Origin of the sequence: Tissierella praeacuta, assembly GCF_040396155.1 — a bacterium.
Lineage (GTDB): Bacteria > Bacillota > Clostridia > Tissierellales > Tissierellaceae > Tissierella > Tissierella praeacuta_A.
In genome coordinates this window covers 1-26825 of sequence record NZ_JBEBOY010000043.1, presented here as the reverse complement: position 1 = coordinate 26825, position 26825 = coordinate 1, and the positions used below count along the sequence as shown (strand labels likewise).

Annotated in this window: 21 protein-coding genes and 1 pseudogene; 21 read left to right on the top strand and 1 reads right to left on the bottom strand. The window is 31.5% G+C overall.

The features are described from left to right. Positions 1-257: 257 nt before the first annotated feature. From ABWP20_RS15700 to ABWP20_RS15610, 19 genes and pseudogenes are all read left to right on the top strand, one after another. Positions 258-533 carry a PX domain-containing protein gene (locus ABWP20_RS15700; RefSeq protein ID WP_353097073.1) on the top strand — a complete coding sequence of 92 codons (276 nt, stop codon included), beginning with the start codon at positions 258-260 and terminating at the stop codon, positions 531-533. A 214-nt stretch (positions 534-747) separates the two neighbouring features. Next, positions 748-1401, top strand: coding sequence for a hypothetical protein (locus ABWP20_RS15695; protein WP_353097072.1), 654 nt, complete (start codon positions 748-750; stop codon positions 1399-1401). 223 nt (positions 1402-1624) lie between these two features. Beyond that, on the top strand, positions 1625-2674 hold the full coding sequence (locus ABWP20_RS15690; protein WP_353097070.1) for an IS1096 element passenger TnpR family protein: 1050 nt from the start codon (positions 1625-1627) through the stop codon (positions 2672-2674). Between the two features lie 59 nt (positions 2675-2733). Then, positions 2734-2997 carry a DUF6429 family protein gene (locus tag ABWP20_RS15685; RefSeq protein ID WP_353097068.1) on the top strand — a complete coding sequence of 88 codons (264 nt, stop codon included), beginning with the start codon at positions 2734-2736 and terminating at the stop codon, positions 2995-2997. A gap of 33 nt (positions 2998-3030) precedes the next feature. Next, positions 3031-3144: pseudogene (locus tag ABWP20_RS15680) on the top strand (IS3 family transposase); the annotation flags it as partial. Between the two features lie 564 nt (positions 3145-3708). Next, complete coding sequence (locus ABWP20_RS15675) at positions 3709-3882, top strand: hypothetical protein (RefSeq protein ID WP_353097064.1); 174 nt, start codon at positions 3709-3711, stop codon at positions 3880-3882. Then, a complete protein-coding gene (locus tag ABWP20_RS15670) occupies positions 3855-4046 on the top strand; it encodes a hypothetical protein (RefSeq protein WP_353097062.1) in 192 nt (63 codons plus the stop codon). The genes ABWP20_RS15675 and ABWP20_RS15670 overlap by 28 nt, the downstream gene beginning before the upstream one ends. A 155-nt stretch (positions 4047-4201) precedes the next feature. Further along, positions 4202-4339 (top strand): hypothetical protein, encoded by a 138-nt coding sequence (locus ABWP20_RS15665; protein WP_353097060.1) that lies wholly within the window; start codon positions 4202-4204, stop codon positions 4337-4339. Between the two features lie 70 nt (positions 4340-4409). Next, positions 4410-4640, top strand: coding sequence for a helix-turn-helix domain-containing protein (locus ABWP20_RS15660; protein WP_353097058.1), 231 nt, complete (start codon positions 4410-4412; stop codon positions 4638-4640). Between the two features lie 11 nt (positions 4641-4651). Then, entirely contained in the window at positions 4652-5257 is a 606-nt protein-coding gene (locus tag ABWP20_RS15655) for a DUF1819 family protein (RefSeq protein WP_353097057.1), read from the top strand. Positions 5258-5271: 14 nt separating this feature from the next. Further along, positions 5272-5829 carry a DUF1788 domain-containing protein gene (locus tag ABWP20_RS15650; protein ID WP_353097055.1) on the top strand — a complete coding sequence of 186 codons (558 nt, stop codon included), beginning with the start codon at positions 5272-5274 and terminating at the stop codon, positions 5827-5829. Positions 5830-5848: 19 nt separating this feature from the next. Continuing rightward, positions 5849-9448 carry a BREX system P-loop protein BrxC gene (brxC, locus tag ABWP20_RS15645; RefSeq protein WP_353097053.1) on the top strand — a complete coding sequence of 1200 codons (3600 nt, stop codon included), beginning with the start codon at positions 5849-5851 and terminating at the stop codon, positions 9446-9448. A gap of 17 nt (positions 9449-9465) precedes the next feature. Further along, a complete protein-coding gene (pglX, locus tag ABWP20_RS15640; RefSeq protein WP_353097051.1) occupies positions 9466-13032 on the top strand; it encodes a BREX-1 system adenine-specific DNA-methyltransferase PglX in 3567 nt (1188 codons plus the stop codon). 13 nt (positions 13033-13045) lie between these two features. Further along, positions 13046-15640: a BREX-1 system phosphatase PglZ type A gene (gene pglZ, locus ABWP20_RS15635; RefSeq protein ID WP_353097050.1), complete on the top strand. Its 2595-nt coding sequence runs from the start codon at positions 13046-13048 to the stop codon at positions 15638-15640. Positions 15641-16163: 523 nt separating this feature from the next. Further along, positions 16164-17204 carry a virulence RhuM family protein gene (locus ABWP20_RS15630; RefSeq protein WP_353097049.1) on the top strand — a complete coding sequence of 347 codons (1041 nt, stop codon included), beginning with the start codon at positions 16164-16166 and terminating at the stop codon, positions 17202-17204. Between the two features lie 181 nt (positions 17205-17385). Beyond that, entirely contained in the window at positions 17386-18390 is a 1005-nt protein-coding gene (locus ABWP20_RS15625) for an AAA family ATPase (protein WP_353097047.1), read from the top strand. A 440-nt stretch (positions 18391-18830) separates the two neighbouring features. Further along, positions 18831-19082 carry a hypothetical protein gene (locus ABWP20_RS15620; RefSeq protein ID WP_353097045.1) on the top strand — a complete coding sequence of 84 codons (252 nt, stop codon included), beginning with the start codon at positions 18831-18833 and terminating at the stop codon, positions 19080-19082. 168 nt (positions 19083-19250) lie between these two features. Next, positions 19251-20945: a recombinase family protein gene (locus ABWP20_RS15615; protein WP_353097043.1), complete on the top strand. Its 1695-nt coding sequence runs from the start codon at positions 19251-19253 to the stop codon at positions 20943-20945. Between the two features lie 69 nt (positions 20946-21014). Next, on the top strand, positions 21015-21425 hold the full coding sequence (locus tag ABWP20_RS15610; protein WP_353097042.1) for a bleomycin resistance protein: 411 nt from the start codon (positions 21015-21017) through the stop codon (positions 21423-21425). Positions 21426-21931: 506 nt separating this feature from the next. Here ABWP20_RS15610 and ABWP20_RS15605 read toward each other — a convergent pair. Further along, a complete protein-coding gene (locus ABWP20_RS15605; protein ID WP_353097041.1) occupies positions 21932-22876 on the bottom strand; it encodes a helix-turn-helix transcriptional regulator in 945 nt (314 codons plus the stop codon). A 76-nt stretch (positions 22877-22952) separates the two neighbouring features. Between ABWP20_RS15605 and ABWP20_RS15600 the strand changes: the two genes are divergently transcribed. Continuing rightward, positions 22953-25205 (top strand): ATP-binding cassette domain-containing protein, encoded by a 2253-nt coding sequence (locus ABWP20_RS15600; RefSeq protein ID WP_353097040.1) that lies wholly within the window; start codon positions 22953-22955, stop codon positions 25203-25205. Positions 25206-25915: 710 nt separating this feature from the next. Further along, positions 25916-26809: a reverse transcriptase N-terminal domain-containing protein gene (locus ABWP20_RS15595; RefSeq protein WP_353097038.1), complete on the top strand. Its 894-nt coding sequence runs from the start codon at positions 25916-25918 to the stop codon at positions 26807-26809. Positions 26810-26825 lie beyond the last annotated feature (16 nt).

Genomic DNA, 26825 nt, shown 5'->3' with positions numbered 1-26825 from the left:
AGTAGATAATCTAATTTTAATTAATTAAACTGTCTACTTTGGAAGTATCATATCAATATGCTGGAGCCTTTTTCAAAAAAATAATTTATATTGCTTATAATAAATATAATCTAAAGATGAGAGTTTTTAGTTGAACTAATGATTTTACAATAATTAATAATAGGAATTGATTCAAATTTAATTATATAGTTTTTCTAAGCTCATGAAGTTTTAAAACATAAACAAACTATTAAGTATTAAAGAGGTAGGTAGAATTGATGCTAAGAAAATGTAAAAAATGTGGGGAATTTTATAATGTCGGAATAGCTGAATATATTAAAGTGCTTTTGAGAAGAGAAATGATCTTTATGTGTGAAACATGCGAAGAACTTACTGATTGGAAAAAACATGAAGATATACATCAGGTAAATAGAAATAGTTTTAATTCTAATGAATGTATTGTTGAATATTTTGATTATAGAATATATGGTTGGATTTATGAAAGTATAATTGAAGATAATAAATATTGTGAATTAAGATTAAGGAACGGATAATATATAGTTGTTTTCCAATTGATTTGAAGGATGATTATTTAGTTTGCTGTAAGGATGAATTTGATCCTAGCATAGAATATGGAACACATCGAATAGGAGATATAGAAAAAACATTCCATTAAAGTATATACTGGGTATAAAAATACTTGATATATGCAAAGATTATTTTGAGCCAGACGTTAAAGAACCAGTTTATGGATTCAAAGGAGTAGAAGTGGTAGACGGCGTTCTTAAGGCTAAAGATTATATTTATGAAATAGGAATACCATATGAAGAACCACAGAGAATACGACCTCATACAGATTTTCAAGATGTATATTCACATTTTTGTGTTAGAATTGAAGATGTGTTAAATTATAGGGATTTTATAACTTCACCTATAGCATTTAGCCAAGGGAATGGACATTCAGAGGTACGACTGTTTAAAGTAAAAGGTGAGGGGCATTGTTTTAAAAATACTACCTATGGATGGGTATCAAATAAGTTAACACTTATAAGGGAAGTTACTAAAGAGGAAATAATTGAGTATTTTAATAAAAGACCAGAACTAAAATTAGAAATAGAAAAACGTTTTGAATCTAGGGATAGAATCCACGATAATGTATGGTCAGAATATACAAAAGCAGATATAAAACCTTATAAGCAATTTATGGATGATAATGAAATTGAAGATATGCTAGTTCAAAGCTGCCCTTATAGTGAAGAAGATGATTGTCTTCAAGGTGGCTCAGTATTGGAGTTTGGAAAATGTGAGCAATGTAGTTATTATAAATATTTTATGATAAATAAAAAGAAAACATACAGTTATTTAATCATAAGAAATGTAATTCGAAAAGGTACTTTTAATGAGGAAGATGGTAACTATTAATACCTTCTGAACATAATTTTAAAAGTGAGTTAGAGGCAATTCAAAGATTATTGAAATACAAGCTAAAATAATCCTTCCTTCATTTATTAAGTCACAAGGCAAGAAAATAGATAAAAAGGTTGAGGAACTACAATGATTGAGTATTATGGAAAGATTCATTCTAGAAAAAGAGCTTTTAAGTCAGAATTTGAATTACTAAATAAGTAATAGAAAGGAGCAGAAGATGAAAAACAATATAGGTATAACAAAAGATAAGATTACGACAGTGCGTCTTCATTTGGAATTGGAACATGATCATCTTTCAGACTATCAAAAAAGAATGCTGAGAAGATATGGAGAATCTATTAGTGGTGAGTCCATAATTAGAGATATTCTTATACCTTCAGATATGCCACTTCATAATCTTCATTATGCAATTCAAAGACTATTTGGGTGGCAAAACTCACACTTGCGTAGTTTTTATTTACCAAAGGAAATATATAATAAATTGACAGGTGGTACTGTTAAGGGCTGGTCTGATTTAGTAGGTATACTATTTCAACCTCCATCTGAAGCAGAAAGTGATATTTTCTGGGACGATGATTATGAGAAGGGGAGTTTCAATGTTTGGCTTAGGAAGAAATACACAGGTCCATATATATATGGAGGAACTATGGAGCATCCAGAAATAGCAAGACAAGATATTCAAAACCTTCTTGACCGTTTTAAAATGTTTGAGGTTAGAGAATCCTTCGGGGATTATATGGAACGAACAAAAGAAGATGAAGATGCTGAAATAAGAATAATAAAAGAAGCGCCATTAATTGAGTTAACTCTTGAAGAGATGGATTCATCCCTTATTATTGATGGCGGTACTGAGAGCTTATTAGAAAGATTAGAAGTCAATAAAGTTATTGCTGCTCAAAGTGAAGATATTGCTTCAAAAGGGCTGTTTCCAATGACTAAGGAACTTATTTACAATTATGACTTTGGAGACAATTGGATAGTTAGAATAACTAAGTACAAAGATTGTGAAGATCTTGTAAGTCATAACATTATTGATGAATATGAGCTTGAAGAAGCAGAAGATATTGTATTGGATAAGCATAAGCCAGTTTGTATTCATAAAGATGGCGTATCTGTGCTTGATGATGTTGGTGGACTAAGTGGATTTGCTGATTTCTTAGGGATAATCTATGAAGGAGAAGATAAAGAAGAGGCATCTAGTGCACGTGCGTGGGCAAAGAGCCTGGGATGGAGTGCTACAAAAGTTTCTAGTAAAATGATGCTGTAGCTATAAATTGGGTTATAAAAACATGTATATGAATTGCATAGTAAAGGGAGGATTTTGAAGTGGATAAAACAACTCCAGAAAAAGCAGTGAAAGAATTGACAATAATGTTAATGTATTTATCAAGATTTAATGAAAAAGGCCGTTTTGATACAGAAATGGATATGGCTTGGAAAGGATATGATTTTGACATTATTAATGAGTTGGACGAAGAAGATTATATTAGGCAGGGGAGTTATCGTTCTAAGTCTGTTGCAATAACTGAAGAGGGTATAAGATTAGCACAAAGTCTTTTGAACAAATACAATATAAAAGACTGGGAGTAAGCATAGAAAAATAAATTGTAATGAACAAAGCCTTCTCAAATGGAGCTATTTAAATATATAGAGAGATTTTATAACAGAAAAAGAATCCACTCCTCTATAAACTATATGACACCAAATGAATATGAGCAAATATGTAGAGCAGCATAGCTTGCTTTTAATTCTTCGTCTTCGAAATGATAAAATTATGAGCATTTATGTTTGGATTGTCAAGGGGGGCGGAGATTCACAAAAAACCTAAATTTTTGTCCAAAGTATTGACTCAGATCCACTTCCAATGTTAAGATTGGGATTGTCCTTTTGCCTATATTCTTGCAACACTTGCTAATGAAATTTCAAAAGTAGATGTAGAGCAAATACTTGGGGTACTTCGTCTACCTTATGCGTTAAAACATAAAAACCCAGTCCTTAACATATCTTATACATTGACTTGCTCCAGCGATTTTAGAGATACTCTCGAAAATATCGTAAAGGGACTAAATAAAGCAGGGTTTAGCAAGAAAGATTATCGAATAGGTGAAATATCTGAGCCTATGATTGATAAACCATTTCATACAGAAGAGAAAGCACAACTAGAGATAGAAGAAAGATAACGATACAAAAGAAGAATTTTTAGATATTGATTTTGATGAAATAAGACAAAGTCTAGAAACCATCAATGAAAATAAGGATATAGATAAATTAGATACTATTTCTGATATGTTAGAAGTAGCCATGAAGCAAAATGAAGAATATGAAAATGAAATAAATCCTATTCCCCAATTTGTTCATAAAGAAACTGTTCCTAAAAATCAAAAGGTAGCTGAAAAAGAACAATTAGGTCTTTATGACATCATTATTGTATTCTCAAGGCACATAGAATGCGTGATAGGAATACAGAAAATTTAATATTGGAATTAGACCATCAAATGGCTAATTATCAACGAAAACGATATGTTGTTATGAAATTTATTCATGATGAAGAACATATCGTTTTTAATGATGTTGGGAAGGGTAGAAGAAAGATGGAAGTTTATGATGGGGTTAAGGTAAATATAGTTATTACTAAATAAAAGTTATAGATAAAAATATGAAAGATATATCATTGAGAGGTAAATGTATACAAGGTTTATTATTATAAGAGAGATCTGAGACTATGATTTTAAAATAAAGTTATCCATATAGATAAATCTGTATGAAATATATAAATTAGAATTAGGATGTTGTTATGAAGAAGATTAAAGCTGATGATTATTTTAGCAATAGTCTATTTGAACTGGTTAAGTGTGGAAAGGATATATTAATAAAAAAACCTATCCATAATTTCAAGTTGCTATATATTCAAACATCTATGATTATGATATAATCATAGATGTATATAATTTACGCAAACATATAGAAGTATTATACATAGAAAACAAATGAGGGGGATATATATGGGATTCAGCTACAATAAACTTTGGAAGATTCTAATTGATAAAGAAATGAATAAGAGAGAGTTCCAGAAAGCGGTTGGATTGAGTCCTACCACAGTAGCAAAATTAGGTAAGAATGAGACGGTAAATATGGAAATTCTAGCTCGTATTTGTGATTATTTCTATTGCGGCATAGAAGATATAGTTTCTTATAGCCCTAAAAACAGAAAATATGAGAATAAAAATAAATAAGGAGGTACTTTATGGATAGCAATACACCATATATAGCTTCCCTTACAAGAGAACCTTTTATGTTTTATGAAATGAAAATAACTGCCAAGTTATTTGAGGAAGGATTAAGTGAAGAAGAAGCTATAGAAAAAATATTTAAAGAAAATCTCTATCAATACCCTACAGAAAGAAGCCTTAAAATGAGAGCAAGAGCTTGTATAAAGAGATTAAACGCTCTAAAAGACGATGAGCTTATATCATGGATTATAAATAGACCTCTGGATATATCAAGACAATTGTGCCTATATGCAATGATGAAACAATCAAGACTTATATGGGAGTTTATGATTACGGTTATTGGAGAGAAATACAGAACCTGTAATTTCTCCTACAGCAGAATGGATCTAAATATATTTTTTACTAGACTTCAGGAACAGAATGATACTGTAGCAAGCTGGAGCGATTCAACTATAAATAAACTTAAATCGGTACTTGTTAGTCTTTTAAAAGAAAATGGATATATAGATGAAACAAGTTCTAAGAGACTTAATGAAGTACTTTTAGATTATAAATTAAAAGATAAAATAATTAAAAATGGTGATGCAACTTGTCTCCCAGCTTTCAATTATTTTGAATAAAGGGGGTTAGCAAAGTGAGTAATATATATGAAAAACTTGATAAATTAAGAAACTTGATTCAAGATCCAGATTTTCTTACGGGAAAAGGACTTAGCAATGAAGTGAATATAAGGATGTTCTGCTATAATCCTGAAGATGAAATGGCTGTAAGACATTTTATAAAGCAACTTGAAAATGATAATTTCCTGGATTGTAATCTTATTTGCCATAACCTTTACCATATTTTTTTAGAAATATGCGAAGAAAAAAATATTATGAAAAAGATTCCTGAAATGGAGGAAAAAAGAGGAAGTGACTTCCTTAAGGATAGAATATTAAAATTTTCAACAACCAAAGCCTTTGCAGAAAAAATGCAATATGAACCACATGAAAAAGGAGATGTTCTTTTACTTACAGGGGTAGGAGAAGTATATCCATTTATGAGAGTTCATTCTCTTCTTGAAGAATTACAGACAGGATTTGATGATATACCAATAGTTGTACTTTATCCAGGAAGTTTTGATGGAAGGTCTGTAATATTATTTAATGAATTTACGCCGAATGAGTACTATAGAGCGTTCAATATAATTTAGGAAACAGGAGGGAATATAATTGAGAATACAAAATATGTTTTATGATGACATCAATAGAGAGATAAATGGTGTCATCAAGGTTGATCAGGATACGGAGAGTATAATAGAACAAGAACTATCAGAATATGTCATTACAAAGGAACTAAAGAAACACTTTATCAGTTTTTTTAACTACTATTCAGATCCTTTTGATAGACCTACAGCTGATATAGGTGTGTGGATTTCTGGCTTCTTCGGAAGTGGTAAATCTCACTTTTTGAAAATACTTTCATATATTTTAGAAAACAAAAAAGTAAACGGAATTAAAACTGTAGAAAGATTCAGAGAAAAATTTGAAGATGATTTGGCAACATTTATGTTGATTGATAAATCAACACAAGCTCCTACAGAAACAATTCTCTTTAATATTGATATAGAAGGGCCGATGACAAAAAACAAGACAGCAGTTTTAAGAGTATTTGCTAAAATGTTTTATAAACACCTTGGATTTTATGGTGAAAATCTTAAAGTTGCAAAACTTGAACAGTATATAGAAAGAAAAGGGAAAATGGAAGAATTCAGACGTGTTTTTGAAGAGAAAAATGGTGACTCATGGATAGATTCAAGAGATGTATTTGATTTTTGTGAAGATGAAGTGGTCGAAACATTGATAGAAGTTCTTGACATGAGTGAAACATCGGCAAGAAATTGGTTTGATTCTTCCGAAGAAATTGATATTTCAATAGCACAACTTGTATCTGAAATAAAAGAATATGTAGATAGTAAGCCAGATAATTATAGGCTACTTTTCATTATTGATGAAGTGGGACAATATGTAGGTGCAGATACAGATATGCTTCTTAATCTTCAATCTTTAGTTGAAAAAATAGGGTCTGAATGTATTGGAAAAGTTTGGGTAATGTGTACTGGACAAGAAGCACTTGATGAAATAATTAGGACAAGAGCAGATGAATTCTCAAGAATTCAGGCAAGATTTAAGACAAGACTTTCTCTTTCTTCATCATCGGTAGATGAGGTTATTCAAAAGAGGATTCTAAAGAAAAATGATAAAGCCAAGTTATATCTTGAAGATGTTTATGGCAAAGAGAAGAATGTTATGGACAACCTCTTTAAGTTTAGAGAATCAGTTGGGGATATAAGGGGTTTTGAAGGACCTGAAGAATTTTCTATAAACTTTCCCTTCATTCCATATCAGTTTATTCTTATGCAAAAAGTATTCTCTGAAATAAGAAAACATGGTAACGCTGGTAAGCATTTGTCTGGTGGAGAACGCTCTATGCTTTCAGGTTTTCAAGAAGCAGCACAGGGAGTACAGGATAAGGATGAATATGCCATAACACCTTTTTGGATGTTCTATGATACAGTTCATACTTTTCTTGATAGTTCAATCAGAAGAGTAATAGAAAGAGCAGAAAGAGCAGCAGCAGATGATAAAGGGCTTGAAGCCATAGATGTTAATGTCTTGAAACTTCTTTATATGATTAGATATGTAGATGATGAAATACCTGCAAAGCTTGATAATATCGTGATTATGATGGCTTCAGATATAAGAGTGGATAAGATTGAAGAAAGAGCTAAGATTCAGAAATCCCTTGATAGGCTTATCCGTCAAAACTATATAGCAAGAACAGGAGATACATATAACTTCCTTACTGACGCTGAGCAAGATGTGGAAAGAGAAATCAGGGATGAATATGTAGAACCAAGCGAGATTACAAGAAAAATTTCAGAAATGGTATTTGGAAATATATATACAACAAAGAAATTCCGTTATGAAAAGAAGTATGACTTTGAATTTGATAAAAAAGTAGATGGAGTAAATTATGGAAATCCTGTTGGTGGAATGGAACTTGAAATTTTAACCATTGCTACAAATGTAATAGATAAACAAGAACTTAGGCTTATGACTGAATCTCAGAATAAGGTTCTTGTGGTACTTGAAGATACGGAATATTATAATTTCATAGAAAATGCTATGAAAATAGATAAGTTTGCAAGGAAAAAGAATATACCACAGCTACCCAAGTCCATGCAAGATATTGTAAGAAGCAAACAAGATGATGCTGAGCATTTCAAAGAAGATGCCCTGGATGAACTGAAAGATGCCTTTATGAAAGCAAAGTTCTATATAAATGGAGATAGAGTTACCATAAGAGGAGGAACACCTCAGGCTAAAATTGATGAAGCATTAGAGTACCTAGTTTCTAATGTTTATAACAAACTTAATTTAGTTACGAAAAACGCAGAATCCGATGATGATATTTATAAGATTCTTGATGGAAGAGAAGATAATGGTGTTATGCTGGGACTTGAGTCAAATAGAAAGGCTGCGGCTGAAGTAGAAACATATCTTATAGCTCAAAATCAGCAACATCTTCCTACAAATATGGCAGATGTTCAGAAAAGATTTAGATCTATTCCTTATGGCTGGAGAGAAATAGATATAGCAGCTGTAGTTGCAAGACTGATTTATGAGCAGAAAGCAACTATTAAATATGGTGGAGAAACCATAAGAGCAGATGATGAAAGACTTCCAGACTTCCTTCGCAAAAGAAGTGAAGTTGGCAAAACAAAAATTCAAAAACGTGAAATGATAAGCATTCAAAAAATGAAGGAATCAAGAGATTTCTTAAGAAGTTTTTTTGATATTATGGATGTACCAGAAGACGATGATAGTCTTGTAGAATTTATCATTCGTGAATTTGAAAGCCTTAAAGAACACTATGATAAACTCCTTAATAAATACGAAGATAATAACTATCCTGATAAAAATAAAATAATTGAAGCAAAGGCAACTGTATCAGATCTTCTTTATGCAAAGGCGGATAATATTGCTCTTGTAAACAAGCTTATTGAAATGGAAGATAAATTTGAAGATATGCAGGAAGACATGGAAGCCATAGAAGATTTCTTTAAGTCGCAAGTAGATACATTTGATGAGGCGACAAGATTAGAAAGCTTGCTTCGTTCAGATCTGGATTACCTTCATGATGAAACAGAAGTAAATGAGGCATTAAATAAAATTAGACTTATAGTTACTATCAATCCTAAAAAAGATGATTTTGAATATAGTGATGTTCCTAGACTTAATGATTATATGAAGGTTGTGAAGGATGGACATAGTAGATTTCTTGCTGGTAAGCGTGAAGAAATTCTTGAAATTGTAAGACAGTGCATGGAAGAAATCCATAAGGGAAATAGAAATGATAAAGACATTGGAGATATAATTAAGAAAACTGATGATTTTTATACACAGAAGAAAAAGGAAATTGCTGAAACAGAAAGTCTTAGAATTCTTGATGGATTCATCCCTGGTATTTGGTCTGAAAAGGATGGGGCTGTCAAGGACATAATCGCTATAGAAAAAGGTAATGTTGAACTTGAAAAAAGACGCAGAGAACAAGCAGAAAGAAATAAAAATGGAGAAGATAAACTTGTAAAAGAAACTGAGGTAACTTCTGAACCTCAGAAGAAAAAACATATTAAGAAATTCTATAGGCAATCATTATTCCCTGCAAGAATTCTTGAAAGTGAAAATGAAATAAAACAATACGCAAAAACCATAGAAGAAAATCTTAGGACTCTATTAAGAGATTGCGATGGTATAGAAATAAATTGAGAGAAGGAAGGTAGGATATGAATAAGACAGCGATAAAGAACTTTGCAATTTGGGCAAGAAGAGAACTTATTGAAAAAGTTACTCAGAAAGCAAAAATATATGGAATAGAAAAAGATAAAGAAATGAAGGAGATGGATACTGTTCTTAATGGGCAGGTCCTGACTTCTGATGATAAAAAAGCAAGAAATGTTTTAATTGGTAAAATAAATAAGGATGGCTTTGATAGAACAATAGAAGAAGTAGCATATACATGGTTTAACCGTTTTATTGCCATAAGATTCATGGAAGTAAATGGATATATGCCCAGTCATATAAGAGTTTTTATATCTGAAAATAATGAGTTTGAACCTCAGATACTATCAGAAGCTATACATATTGACTTACCAGGACTTGATAAGTCAAAGGTTCTAGAACTTTATAATGCTGGAAACAAGGAAGAGGAACTTTTTAATTATCTTTTCATTACCCAATGTAATGCTTTAAATGAAGTACTTCCAGGAATGTTTCAAAAGCTTAATGACTACACAGAGCTTCTTCTCCCAGATGGGCTTTTAAGAGATGATTCTGTAATAGATGTAATGATAAGAGAAATACCCGAAGAAGATTGGAAAGAACAAGTTCAGATAATAGGATGGCTTTATCAGTATTACAATACAGAACCTAAAGATGAGGTTTTTAGTAGACCAAAAAGTGAAAAAATCCAAAAAGAAGATATTCCAGCAGCAACACAGCTTTTTACTCCTGATTGGATTGTAAGATATATGGTTGAAAATTCATTAGGGAGATTATGGATTGAAGGACATCCTGATGAAGGGTTGAAGGCAAGTTGGGAATATTATCTAGAAGAAGCTGAACAGGAGAAAGAGGTTGAAGAAAAACTAGATGAAATAAAAAAAGGATATGCAGAAATGAAGCCAGAGCACATTAAGTGTATTGATCCATGTATTGGTTCAGGTCATATCGGAGCTTACCTATTTGATGTTCTTATACAAATCTATGAGTCATGTGGTTACAAGAGAAGGGATGCAGTAAGACTTATATTAGAAAATAATATTTATGGTCTTGATATAGATGAGAGGGCAAGACAGCTAGCATATTTCTCTTTAATGATGAAGGCAAGACAGTATGACAGAAGATTTTTAAGTAGAAGAGATATTCCACAACCTAAAGTATATGCAATAGAGGAGAGCAACTTTTTTAAAACAGAGAACGGCAAAAACATTATTGAATATTTTGTAAATAGAGATAATGATTTAAAGAAGGATATAGATTCCATTATAGAAGATATGATGGATGCAAAGGAATATGGCTCTATTATAAATGTGAATCAAGTAAATTTTGAAGCTTTATATAATCGATTTGAGGATATTAAAAATGAATTTGCTATGAATCTAGATGGTGTCTTAGCATTAGAACAATTGTTACCACTTGTAGAACAAGCAGAGATTCTATCTGATAAGTATGATGTTGTGGTAACAAATCCCCCATATATGGGAAGTGCAGGAATGAATCCAAAATTATCGAAATATGTGAATAAAAATTATAAAGATAGCAAATCAGATCTTTTTGCTGTATTTGTTGAAAAATGGTGTTCTATGTTAAAACCATATGGATTTAATTCGATGGTTACAATGCAGAGCTGGATGTTTTTATCTTCTTATGAAAAAATGAGGAAAAAGATATTTAATAATATGACGATTTCATCACTTATGCATATGGATAATATGGTTATGCATATAGCTTTTGGAACAGCAGTTAGTATTTTTAGAAATATAATCATAAGTGAATATATAGGAACTTATAATCATATAAAGTTAGAAAATATTATAGTAGATGAAGAAACAGATAAAGAAAAACCATTTGAGTTTCCTGTAAAAGAAAATAGATTTTCACAAATAAGCGTAGAAAACTTCAAGAAATTACCAGGAATGTTGGTGGCATATTGGGCGAGTGAGAAAATTTTAGATTGTTTCAATTTTAAAAAGCTTAATGATATTCTTGTTACAAGAGAAGGAATGGCTACGGCTGATAACAATAGGTTCTTGAGATACTGGCAAGAAGTAAACTATTCTAAAATTTCATTTGAAAATAGTAAAAATGATAATTATTTTAATGAAAAATGGTTCCCATACAATAAAGGTGGAGCGTTCAGAAAATGGTATGGAAATAATGAATATATTGTAAATTGGGAACATGATGGTTTTGAGATAAAAAATAATAAAGACATTAAAACAGGAAGAATTAGATCCCATAACTATAATGGTGAATATGCTTTTAGAGAAGGTATAACATGGTCGGCTTTAAGCAGTGGTGATATTTCTGTAAGATATGCAGAAGAAGGATATTTGTTTGATTCAAAAGGTGCTAAAGCTTTTGCCGATGAAAGCGATGTTTTAATTTTAACACAAGCATTGATTAATTCTATTGTTTCAAAAAAATTCTTAAAAATAATTTCTTCAACTATGGATTTTAAAGTAGGAGATATTTTACAAATCCCTTTTAACTCAGATATGATATTAAGTAGAAAAAATGAAATTATAAAACTTACCCAGCAAAACATCCACCTATCTCGTTTAGACTGGAATATGCATGAAACTTCTTGGGATTTTGAAAAGTCTCCAGTACTTTCAAATAAGGTAGATGGCAGAGTCGCAACTGCTTATGAGAGTTATAAAACTGAAGTAAATGAGAGATTTGTAAATCTTAAAAAGAATGAAGAAGAATTGAACCGTATATTTATAAAAATCTACGTACTTGAAGATGAACTTACTCCACAAGTATCTGATAGGGACATTACAGTGGCTAAAATCTTTGATAATAAAAAAGATATAGATGACGAAATAAAAGGGAACAGATATGTAATGACTCGTGAAGATGTTGTTAAGAACTTTTTATCTTATTTTATTGGCTGTGCTATGGGTAGATATTCCCTTGATGAAGAAGGTCTTGTATTTGCAGGTGGAGATTTTGATTCATCGAAATATATTAGCTTTGAAGCCGATAGAGATGGGATTCTTGCAATAACAGACCAAGAATATTTTAAAGATGATATTGTAGAGCTATTTATTAAATTTTTAAAAGTTACATTTGGTGAAGAGCACCTAAATGAAAACATTGATTTTATAGCATCAGAGCTTAAAGGTAAGAATACTGATAGTAGCAGGCAAAGAATAAGAAACTATTTCTTAAATGATTTCTACAAAGACCATTGTAAGATGTATCAAAAGCTACCTATTTACTGGCAATATGATTCAGGTAATAAGGATGCTTGTAGAGGATTGTTTTACCTCCATAGATACGATAAAGATATGTTTGCAAGAATAAGAATCAAATATGTTTTTGAAGTACAAGATAGATATAAGCAAGAGCTGGTAAGACTAGAAGACACTATTGCAGAGTCAAGTGGAAGTAAAAAAATAGAGCTTCAAAAACGGGAAGGTGAGCTTAAAAAGAAAATCATTGAATCTCAACAATTTGAAGAGAAAGTACAGCATATAGCAGACTCTTATATGGGTATAGACCTTGATGATGGAGTAAAAGAAAACTATAAAGTATTTAAGGATGTATTAGCTAAGATTAAATAGAGGAGGTGAAGATTTGGACTTAGAAGAGATTTTAAAAGATTTGCAGATGAGATTTAAAGAGCCCTATCCTGAATTTTACAATAGAAGAATCATCTTTTGGATGGATGGGGATAAAGAGTTTAAGGATGAAATTGATAATCTTGAAATTCCTAATGTAAAAATTATTAAAATGTCTGAAAATAATAAGTTTAGAGTAAAAAAACTACTGTCTTTTGATGACCAAGAGTCAGATTTTCTTGTATATTGCCCTCTTATTTTTAATGAAATAGAAGACAATTGGATAAATGACATTGTGAGATATAGTGAAGAATTTAGGTCGGATTTTGTATCTATACAGATTGAAGAAATGAATTTATCAGATATTATAGCTATAAGAAAGGCTGTAAAAGATTACAAGAAGTTTTTTAATGCTAAGGCAAGAAGAGAACTTATAAAGAAAAAGGCAAGTAAAATTAAAAATACTGCACACTTAGAACTTGCCATTATGGGTGGGATTGCAGGATGTGAAATGCAGCCAGGACTTATTATTAGAGAAGTTCTAAAGGCTGGTATTGAAAATAATCAGAATAAGATTTATCAGGAACTTATAAATTATAAAATAGATGATAGATTTTGGGAAATGGCACGACAAGGTACAGGATATCAAGGAGAAGAAAAATGCCTAGAAAAATTATCGATGCACATACTTCTTACTGCAGCTGCAAGAAATATAATCAAAGAAGCATTTCTAGGTCTTGATAATTTCATTTCTAGTCCTCATGAAGCTTTTTGCTTTCAGTTTATAGAGGATTGGCTTAGAAATACTGATGAGAAAAAGAGCTTGTATAAGCTTGCTCGTTATATAGAAAAAGAAATCCGTCTTGATGAAAGACTGATGAAACTTGATATATCACATTTTGAGAGCAACGAATCTTTTCCATGTGTTGATGAAATCATACTTATAAAGATTATGACAAACATTAAAAATGATATCATAGATCCTGAAAATATTACTGAGATATGTGAAAAGAGAAGAGTTGGAGCCTGGTATGATGAATTTAATTCATACTATGAAGGTATTTATAATATGGGTAAAATGAAGGATTTCTATAATAAAAACCAAGCATCTTTTCATATGACAAGTGCAAAAGAAGTTTGGAAATCCTATACGGATAAATTCTATCTAATGGATACTTATTATGGAAAATTCCAAAGAGCATATCAAAAAAGCCTTGGAAATTCAAATGCCAAGCTGGATGATTTATTCAAATTTACTGTTGACAGGTCAGAAGGTATCTATAAGCATTGGTTCCTAGATGATCTCCTTACTAACTGGTGTAATGTTAGCGGTAAAGAATTTGAGGAATATGGAAAAATCTCTGAGATTAAACAACAAGTTGATTTCTATAACAATAATATTAAAAATGCTAAGACAAAAGTCTATGTAATTATTTCAGATGCAATGCGTTATGAGGTGGCAAAAGAGCTTGCTATAGAATTAAAACAGGATATGCAATGTAAGATAGAAATTGATGATATGGCAGGGATATTCCCTACTATAACACCTTTTGGAATGGCTGCATTGCTTCCAAACAATGGTCTTAAAACTGAAATTAGAAATAATAATCTCAAAGTTCTTATTGATGGTGAATCAACAGATATGCCTAATAGAGAAAAGGTCTTACAAAAGGCTAATAAAAACTCTAAACTTCTTAAATATGATGACTTGATTCATATGAAGAAAGAAGAAAGAAGAGAGCAATTAAAGGGAATGGATGTTGTTTATATATACCATGACCAGATAGATTCAGCTAGTCATACCTCTGACTCAATGGTTTTCTCAGCCTGTGATAAGGCTATAGGTGAAATTAAGAATTTGGTTAGAATTCTTGTAAATGAGTTTTCAGCTGTAAATATAATGATTACCTCAGATCATGGGTTTCTCTATACTTATGAAGAGTTTACTGAGGATGATAAGGTATCTAAAGAAGGGTTTGAAGGTGTTGTTGATTATGGTAGAAGGTATGCAATAATGGATGAATCTGCTAATCCAAGTTTCTTAATGCCTATAAAATTTGTTGATGAAGAATCAGGGCTTAAAGGATTTGCACCGAAACATAATATCCGTATTAAAAAGCAAGGGGGAGGAATTAACTTTGTTCATGGAGGAATCTCACTTCAGGAAATGGTTGTTCCACTAATTAGATACAGACATTTAAGAAATGATAATAAAGAATATAAGAGAAACAGGAGTAAATATGATGTTAAACCTGTGGAACTTAATATTCTTTCAACAGGAAGAAAAATAAGCAATATGATATTCAATCTGTCTTTCTATCAAAGTGAAATGCTTTCAGTAAATAGAGAAGCCGCTAATTTTCTTCTTTATTTTGTCGATGAATATGGAGAGAAAGTTTCAGATGAAGTCCGTATTATAGCTGATAAGAATACAAATAATGAGCAAGATAGAGTATTTAATGTAACATTCAACTTGAAAGCTGGAAAATATGATAATAAAAGGACTTACAATCTTGTTATCTATGAGGAGTCAGGACAGATTCAACTAAAAAAAATTGAGTTTGTAATAGATATTCCCTTTACCACAGGTGAATCTGATTTCTTTAGTTAAGGGGATTAGCAGGTATGGAGAAATTTAATTCAAGAACTGAAATAAAACAAAAATTTAGAGAGAATTTTGATGGAAAAATAGTAGGAAAAAATTTGACTAAAGAAATCAATTCCTAATTATGATGAATATACTGTAGATCACAATGTAGAGTATACTTTATTGTAAATTTTACACATAAAAGACCACATACTTTTAAGTTGAGTAATAATCAAATTGTAGAGGCAAGAACTTGGAAGGATATGTTAATTAAAACTTGTGAGTACTTAATAGCAATTGATGAGAAGAAATTTATGGGATTTGAAAATATTAAATTTATCTAAGAGCTGATTATACTACTTTAAATGATAAATAGTTTGTAAAGAAGAGTAGATATATGATTTGCTACTTAACAAGCATGATATTTCCACAAGGTTTCTTAATTGTTTATATGGCAAAAACAAAAGATCGGCTACTGAGGTAATATTATCAGAACTTGAATATAATAAGCTAGATAAGATGCTAGATTCACTAGTAGAACAACTTTATGAAAAGTACTCTGAACCATAAAAGATATAAGGAGGTGGCTCACATAGATATAAATCAAAAAGGCGAGATTCTTATCTATCAAACTGAAAAGGGTGAAACCAAAATTGACGTATACATGGAAGATGGTACTATATGGCTTACCCAAAAACATATGGCTCAACTTTATGGGAAAGGTGTTAATACTATTAATGAACATATAAAAAATATATTTTCAGATGGAGAATTGAAAGAAAGTTCAACTATTCGGGAATTCCGAATAGTTCAAAATGAAGGTGGGCGTGAGGTTGCAAGGGAAACAAAATTCTATAACTTAGATATGATTCTAGCCATAGGATATCGTGTTCGCTCTAATGTTGGGGTTCAGTTTCGTAATTGGACAAGTAAAATCCTTAAAGAATATATGCAAAAAGGATTTGTAATGAATGATGAGAGATTAAAGAATCCTAAAAAGTTTGGGGAAGACTATTTTGATGAACTTTTAGAGCGTATTCGTGATATAAGGGCATCGGAAAAGAGATTCTATCAAAAAATCAAGGATATTTATAGCCTATCTGTTGATTACAATCCTGCTCTTGAAAGTACAAAAGATTTCTTTGCAACTGTTCAGAATAAATTACTCTATGCTGTTACAGGGCAAACAGCAGCTGAACTAATTACAGAGAGGGTAGATAGTTCTAAGGACAATATGGGTCTTACGGCTTTTAAAGGAGTTGTTGTTCGTAAGGGAGATATTAATATTTCAAAAAACTATTTACAAGAAGATGAGATAACTGATCTTAATCGTATTGTAACTATGTTCCTTGATCATGCAGAAGATATGGCAAGAGGGAAAACTCCTATGACAATGAAAGACTGGGATAACTCACTTAATGAATTCTTGCAGTTTAGACGTAGAGAAATCTTAGAGGGAAAAGGGAAGGTTTCTCGTGAAGATATGGAGTGTAAAGTATTACAGGAGTATGCAATTTATAACACTAGGAGGCTAAATACTCCACCAGAAGATGAAATAGTAGGTGAACTACCAACAATTGAAGAATAGATTTTATGATAACCTTGAAAAAAATCAGGGTTATTCTTTTTTGAAATTTCAAATATGGACTTCGTAAATCCCCCTCTAAGTGTGGAAACATATAGAGGAGGATTTTTATTTTAACTATTTCTAAAATTAGACTTCAAAATCAAGACTTAAATGTGGAAACAAGTAAGGAGGTGAAATTAAAATGACAAAAAGATTTAACACTATTGACGGGGAAACACTAATGACCATGCCACTGAAACCTATCAACTTTATTATTGAAAACCTATTATCATCGGGACTTCATATTCTTGCTGGATCACCAAAGGTAGGTAAATCATGGCTTGCCTTGTGGTTATCTGTTGCAGTAGCAAAGGGAGAAGATGTCTGGGGCAATCAAGTAAAGAAGGGAGACACCTTATATCTATGTTTTGAAGATAGCCAAATAAGAATTCAAAATAGACTCTTTGATATTACAGATGAAGCAACGGACACAGTGAACTTCTGCACTGAGAACGCTATGCTTGGTGGTGAACTAGAAGAAAGAGTTGAAACCTTTATAGCAGAGCATTCAGGTACAGTTCTAATTATTATCGATACCTTACAGATGATACGAAATACAAGCAAGGGTAATAATTATGCCAATGACTATAGTGAATTAACAATCTTAAAAAAATTGGCTGATAAATATGGCATTGCAATTCTTCTGATTCATCATCTGAGAAAAGAATATGACAAAGATCCATTCAATCGTATCTCAGGTACTACAGGAATCCAAGGTGCAGTAGATACTAGTTTTATCTTAGTAGAAGAAACCAGAGGTAGTGGACTTGCTACATTGTCTTGTGTTGGTAGAGATATTGATTATCGTGAAATTAAATTAAAACGTGGTGAAGATAATATCTGGAAAGTAGTATCTGATAGTTTTGAGAACCATGATCTATTGGCAGATGATATTGTTATTCTTCTTTCTGATTTTATGAAAGATAAAGAATACCATAAATCTACTCCAACAGAACTAGCAGAAGAATTATCTGAAAACAGGGACGATAAAATTTCTTCAAAGACCCTTACCAAAAGAATATTGCAAAATACTTTAGAACTTGAAGAACGCTGTATTACTGTTGTTATCTGTAAAAGCAATGGTAAAAGATTGATTGAGATTTTTAGAAATAGGGACGATAGGGTTGATAAAATGACCACCCCATAAGTCCTCAAGATGATGACCCTCATGACCTTTAAGAACCTGAAAAATGAATCACAACTGAATAAGCATAATTTCTAGCAGACCTTAGCCCCTGTTTCCCCTTGTGTGGCATTATAAAGGCTAGAGTGGGACAATAACACTTAATCAAGAAAAAATTGATTTGTGGGGCAAGTGTGGCGATAGTTAAACTAAGATGAAAGTGAACCCCTCCATTGATTTTAGTGCAGGATAAAGGAAGGTGGTCAAAAGATTCCACCTTCCAGCCACATCCCTCGGCAGTGCCGTGGGTTGAAAGAAAAAGATAGGTGGTCGGATTTTAGCATTTGTGTCGATCAAGGTGGTCACAATTCTTCAAAACGCGATAAAATGGGCATTTACACCTATCACATGAAGGTGGTCAAGAGTATTTTATTAAAAACAACCTATAGAATTGGAGGAATTTAATGAAAGAAAATCTAAGACGATTCTGGAACAGATTCAATAGAATGATAAAAGATAAATCAGGAGAAGGAGATATTGTAACAGTCGCTAAGATTTTATTTACTCCCTCTGGATATAAGTTTCTAAAAGATAATATAGAAAAATATGCAGCACAGTTAGGAATGTTAAATCACTTACATAAAGGTGGTTTAATCACAGATAAAGAACATTCCACTATAAAGCAGAATTTAAAAAGAAAATACGAGATAAAGTGATGAGATAAAAAAGACTAATAAAAGCCGTGCTACCCTATGATTTTATAGGGTAAGCATAGGTTTTAATCTTTATGAGAAGTTGTCAGTTAATTAGCTTGACTGTGAAAAATCTTCTATCTATAATCCTTGTAATACTTGATAGAACTACAAAGAAAGGTTGGTGATAGAATGAGTAGAGTACAGATTATTGAAGCACAGAAAGAAAAAATTGATAGAACAACAGGAAGAATTATTAATAAAATACGTGTAGCAGCTTACTGTAGAGTAAGCACTGACTCAGACGAGCAGATAAATAGCTACAATGCACAAGTGATACATTATAAAGACCTTATCAAGCAAAATAAAGAATGGGAATTCGTTGATATTTATGCCGATTCAGGAATTTCAGGAACTCAATCTGACAATCGTGATGAGTTTCAAAGAATGATTTCAGATGCTACGAAAGGATTAATTGATGTCATAATTACAAAGAGTATTTCAAGATTTGCTAGGAATACCATGGATACATTAAAATATGTGAGACAGTTAAAGGATGAGAATGTATCAATTATATTTGAAAAAGAGAATATCAACACCTTAACCATGAACGGTGAAATGCTACTTACTATCCTAAGTTCCCTAGCACAGCAGGAGAGTGAATCTCTTTCAGCCAATACAAAGATGGGTTTAAAAATGAAGATGAAACGGGGAGAGATAGTAGGAAATCAAAGATGTTTAGGTTATGATTATGACAAGGAAACTAAGATGCTTTATATTAATGAGGAAGAAGCCAAAATCGTTCGCTATATATTTGACCGTTATACCAGTGGTATAGGATGCTTTGTAATAGCCCAAGAACTTACGACTATGGGAGCAGTAACTAAGAAAGGTAATACCCAGTGGGTGGACACTTCCGTCAGAGGGATTATTACCAATGAAAAATATAAAGGGGATCTTCTTATGGGAAAAACCTTTACTGTAGACCCCATCAGTAAACGAAGGCTAGATAACTTTGGAGAAGAAGAAAAGTATTATATAGAAAACCACCATGAACCTATTATTTCAAGAGATCAATTTGATAAGGCACAAGAAATACTAAGCAAAAGAAGTAAGAATTTCAATCAAGGCAGACAGAGTAAGTATAGTCTAAAATATACTTTTAGTAGTATGATGAAATGTGGCTACTGTGGTGGGAATATCACAAGGAGGAGATGGCACAGTGGAACAGATAAACAAAAAGATGTCTGGTTTTGTGTAACTGCAATTCGCAAGGGCAAGAAATCCTGTCCTGAATGTAAGGCAGTAGAAGAAAAGATAATAGAGAATGCCTTTGTTAAGGCCTTTAATATCCTCTGTACCGATAATAAAAATGTAGTAGAGGAATTTTTAAAGAATGTGGAAGAAGGTCTACAGACAAAGGATAATAAAAAGCAAATCAATAAGCTAAATGCTGAAATAAACAGTACTGAGATAAAAATTAGTAAACTGATAGATTTGCACCTAGAAGATAAGGTTGATAAAATAACCTATGAAGAAAAGTACGGACAGCTAAGTAAAACTCTAAAGGAATTAAAGGCAGAACGAGTAGAGTTAGATACAGTTCAAGATGAAGAAAAGACAATTAAAGATAGGCTTATGGATTTTAAGAAAATCTTTGAAAATGCCAAACCTCTGAAGGAATTTGATAGGGAAGTATTTAAAACTGTAGTGGAGGAAGTTATAATAGGTGGGTATAAAGAAGATGAAAGTATAGATCCTTATATGTTGACCTTTATATTTAAAACAGGCTTAAATACAAAAATAGATGGACATAAACCACCAAGCAAAATGAAGCAAAATACAGCTTTACAAAAATGCACCTATCAAGAGGACAACCCATGTTGAGTGTGTAGTGTTGATGACCCGTTGTGATTAAATTTATAAATAAACTTATTCGTAAGGAGTGAGAGTCAAATGAATGAATTTTGGAATGTTATGGTTCCGGAGTTGACTGTATTGAATTTTAAAGAATCATTGAATTTTTATACAAATGTGTTAGGTTTTGTTATTAAGTACCAACGAAATAATCCTGACTTTGCATATCTTGTATATGAAAAGCAAGTACAGTTAATGATTGAAGCATACCATGAAACTGGTTGGAATACCGGAGAATTAGAGTATCCACTTGGAAGAGGGATTAATCTTCAAATTGAGGTAACGAATGTGGAATCTATAATAAGTAGTTTAAAGAAAGAGAATTACTCACTATTTAGAGAACTTAAATATTCAGAATATATTGAGGGTGATATAATTCATGGACAAAAGGAGTTTCTGGTTCAAGATCCAAATGGTTATTTATTAAGGTTTTGTGAAGTGAAGAATTAGTGTTCTGTAAGGCATGTGGAGAGTATAATTCTGATGACGTATTGTGGCAATGAGGAGAAAAAATAGGGTTTGGCCACAATATATAGTGGTTGAAGGGTAAAATAAGGGTCGAAAATCAGTGGAAAAACATCGTTTTTTGACCCTTGTTTTTAGGGTGATTTATAGATGACATTGGATAATTAGAGTTATGACAAGGGAAAAATGGGAAGATTAGGTTGATAAATGAATAGTTGAATAATATACTATAGATGAATATAAGTGGATTTATATGTAACATTGGATACATTAATTATTCTTTTATAAAAAGATGGATTAAATGCCAAAAATAGTTTTGATAAAACAATAAGAGATTCAATCCTTGATGTTGAGGGTGTGAAACATGCTATAATAATGACACGGGCATGTAGTATAGATAAATCAAAAGATTTGAAGTTCTATCCTAAAAATATTTTAATTATTTTAGAAAAAGATTGAATTAATGGATGGTATTTATGTTATTAATCATCTCATTTAGATTTAATATCATATAGATTATACATACACATAATTTCTCTTTTTAAACTATCGACTAGCTCTAAAGGTTCAATTACCTTTGCATTTGTTCCAAGCCTTAAGAGGAGTTTTGTATAAAAAGGAATTTCATTTGAATCAATTGTCTTTTTAAGTGTGTAGTAATTATTATCAATATACTCTAGATCATTTTGCAAAAAATAGATGTCTTTACATTCTAAATAGGCAATTCTATTTAATTTCACATGTAAATCAATTGGATTGTTAATTGGATAGTTTGATAACCATTCTTTTAAAGACATGAGATTTTCAAAAGTATCCATACTTTTTTCAAAGTCTATTATTCTATCTACACGATATAATCTGTATTCCATTAAGTCTATATCAAGAGCAGGAGAATACCATTTGCCATCATATGCATAAACTCCTAGTGGAACAATCTTCTTATTTGTCTTTGATTTGGGGGAGCTATATTGCATCAATACTATATTTTTATTTATAGCAGCAGCTATTATTTCTTTTAAAAAAGGTGTATTACGTTCAAATCGATAGTCATTAATTTGTAGGGAATCATCCAATTCCTTAAACTCCTTCAAAGTATCTTTAGGTAAAAGTGAATATATTTTTTCTTTAACTGAGTTAATACTTAAATTAAAAGGCAAATTGTTATAATTGCCAAGATAATTAAAAGAGAAAAGAATTGCAAATATCTCATCTTTTGAAAATAATATAGGAGGGTATACTTGATTATCTAGCACTTTATAACCTCCATTTCTACCCTGTTTTGAGTATATAGGTATTCCCATATCCGAAAGATCAGTTATATATCTGTGTGCTGTTCTTACAGATATATTAAACTCATCTGCTACTTCTTTTGCTGTAAATTCTTTTTTTGAATTAGCAAACCAAATTAAATCAAACAACATCGTAGTTTTATTCATATTTCCTCCTTAAAGTGACACTTAGTGTCATGTTTATATTATATACTTATTGTATTAAAAATTGAAGGGTGATGTTATGAAAGATAAAATTATAGTAAAAGGAGCAAGAGAAAAGAATTTAAAAAATATTGATGTATGTATTCCAAAGAAAGAAATTACAGCAGTAGTTGGTCCATCTGGTTCAGGAAAATCTGCCTTAGTATTTAATACAATTGCTGCAGAATCACAAAGGCAAATGAATGAAAGCTACTCTAGTTTTATTAGAACAAGATTAGGGAAGTTTCCACAGCCAAAATGTGATGAGATTAAAAGACTATCACCATCCATTATTATAGACCAAAAAAAGATTGGAGATAATAGCAGGTCTACAGTAGGAACAGTAACTGATATATATTCAAAACTTAGACTCTTATTTTCTAGGTTTGGAAAGCCCTTTGTAGGATATTCAGATAGCTTTTCTTTTAATAATCCAAAAGGTATGTGTGAAGTTTGTGAAGGAATTGGAAAGATAAGGGACATTGATATAGAAAAGATTATAGATAAAAGTAAATCACTAAATGAAGGAGCAATTTTATTTCCTACATTTCAAGTAGGAGGATTTAGATGGAGTAGGTATGTAGAGTCTAGTTTGTTTGATAATGACAAAAAAATCAGTCATTATAATGAGAAAGAACTTCATCTGTTATTATATGCAGATGAAATAAAATTAGAAAATCCAAGTGATAAATATCCAAAATCAGCAATTTACGATGGATTAATACCAAGAATAGAAAAAGCTTTCTTTAAAAAGGATATTAGGGAGGGTAGAGTTTATAAACATGAAATAGATAAATATGCAAGAGAAACTATCTGTCCACAATGTAATGGAGCAAGGTTAAACGAAAATATCTTAAAATGTAAAATAAATGGTAAAAACATCTATGATTATTGTAGACTAAGTATAGAGAATTTAATAATTGAGCTGGAGGGTTTAAGCATAAAAAATGCAAAAGAATTGATAGATTCAATTTTAAAAGATCTATATAATTTTAGATTAGTAGGGCTTGATTATTTAAGTTTAAGTAGAAATACTGGAACTCTTTCAGGAGGAGAATCCCAAAGAATAAAGATCATAAAGCAACTTGGAAGTAGTCTTGTAGATCTATTATATATCTTAGACGAACCAAGTGTAGGTTTGCATCCAGAGGATATATTGAAGATAAATAGATTATTGATAGATTTAAAGAAGAAGGGAAATACAGTATTAATTGTTGAACATGATATTGATATGATAAAGATTGCTGATAATATAGTAGAATTAGGACCAAAATCAGGAGAAAAAGGTGGAGAGCTAATTTTTTCAGGAATATATGAAGATTTTTTAACTGCAGAGACGCTGACATCAAGGGAATTTAAAAAGAAGAATGAATTAAACAATGAAATAAAGACTTTTAAAGAGTGGATAGAAGTTAATAAAGCAAAGGCAAACAATCTAAAGAATATAAATATTAAAATGCCTAAAAATGCAATTACTGTAGTAACTGGAGTTGCAGGTTCAGGGAAATCATCACTTATGGATATCGAATTTAGAAGGAGATATCCTGAAGCTATTTTTATTGATCAAAAGAAGATATATACAAATGTCAGATCAACAGTTTCAAGCTATATAGGGATATTCGATCACATTAGAGATATTTTTGCCAAAAAAAATAACGTATCTCCATCTTACTTTAGTTTTAATTCCAAGGGTGCTTGCCCAGAATGTGGAGGCAAAGGTTATATAAAACTAGACTTAGCATATATGGATGACATAGTTAGCCAATGCGAGGCATGCAATGGAAAAAGATACAATGATAGATCACTTAAATATAAGGTAAATGGTTTGGACATAAGTCAAGTATTGGATTTATCAATTGAAAATGCTTTAAACTATTTTAAAGACTTTAAGATTAATAAAATTTTACAGCAATTAATAGATGTAGGGATTGGATATTTAACTTTAGGACAGAGTTTAGATACACTATCTGGAGGAGAACTACAAAGATTAAAGTTATCTATCAATTTAAATCTTAATGGAAATATTTATGTCTTTGATGAGCCAACAACAGGTCTACATGTAAAGGATATTGATAGATTGATAGGGATATTTAAGAGACTATCTAGAGATAACACAATAATAATTATTGAACATAATTTAGATATAATGCGTATTGCCGACTGGATTATAGATTTGGGACCATATGCTGGAGAGAATGGTGGGTATTTATTATATCAAGGGAGAATTGAAGGGATATTTAAATCCCAAGAATCAATTACGGGAAGGCATTTAAAGAAATATTTAGAGAAATAATCATTTTAGAAGATAAAGGATATAGAGTGGATTAAACTACTTGTTAATCTATCTCTGACTGTGTAGTGAAGGGGCTTGACCCCAAATAATTGTGAACTGTGAATTACTAAGACACATAATTTATATTTTGTTGTGCGACAAGAAGTCGCTAAATAGTAGTGTTTCGTGAGAAACTATGTTAGTTACTAAGCATATCTCCGCTCGAAACTGCATCTTGAGTAATTGGGTTGTAGGTTGCATGAGAGTCAAATGCCTAATGGATTGCTCTTCGTAGGAGTGATACAGGGCTAGGAGAAAAATTGGGAGAGTATAAGCGAGAGTTGAACCTTTGTAATCTTCGTTAATAAAGATAAGCGTACTGCGAGGTATTAAGCTTAATATGGATAGGAAAGATTGTATCGCATACCAATCAGGCAGTAACCCATATATCCATCGGAGTAGAGAAGGATACTTATCCATTTGTAGCTACATTTAGTGGAACTTGGTAAGCCCTTTGTGTTCCTTTTTTTTAAGGTAGGATAATCGTAAGAAAATCACAATACCAGAGGGTAAAGGATTGTGGAGAAAGTGAATGCCAGTAAGACGAAAGTCTAGGGAAAATCATAACCTACTGGATAGAATTACATAATTCACTCGAAAGAGGGCAGACTTCCACAAGGTCATCAACATGAAAGAAAACGGACAGAAGATTTTTTAAGGAGAAACAAGTTATGGAAACTATTAATAAATTTAATCAGTCGGCTGTTTCTCCACAAGTGCAGAATTGGGATCTAATTAACTGGAAGAAAATTTATGCATATGTGAAAAAGCTTCGCCAACGGATTTTTCGTGCCGAACAGTTGGGTCATAAAAGAAAATTAAGAAAACTTCAAAGACTAATGATTAGAAGTAAAGCTAATTTGCTACTATCGATTAAGAGAGTAACACAGATAAATAAGGGTAAGAAAACCCCTGGTATAGATGGTCAAATAACACTAACTTCAAGGGACAGATTAGAATTATTTAATCTTCTTGTTAAGTACAATATTAAATATATTAGACCACGACCAGCTAGGAGAGTATATATTCCGAAGAAAAACGGGAAAATGCGACCTTTAGGAATACCAATCATTAAAGATAGGATATTTCAAAATATTGTCAAGAATTCTCTAGAACCACAATGGGAGGCTAGGTTTGAACCTTCCACCTATGGATTTAGACCAAAAAGAAGTGCTCAAGATGCAATTGTAAATCTATTCACTAAGCTAGATTCAAGAAGTACAAGAAAGTGGATATTTGAGGGAGATTTTAAAGGTTGCTTTGATAATCTTAATCATAAATATATTATGGATTGTTTAATGGATTTTCCTGCTAAAGATACCATACAAAAATGGCTAAGAGCAGGATTTGTTGACAATAGCTCATTTCATGACACAGACTCTGGAACCATGCAGGGAGGTGTAGTGTCACCACTCTTAGCAAATATTGCTCTACATGGAATGGGAGAAGAGCTTGGTGTTAGCTATTACGTGGACAAGGAATATCATAAACTAGCCAGGAGATCAGTTGGAGTAGTTCAATATGCCGATGACTGTGCGCCACGAAGGCGTGTCCAAGTAGCGTAGCTACTTGAAGACAGCT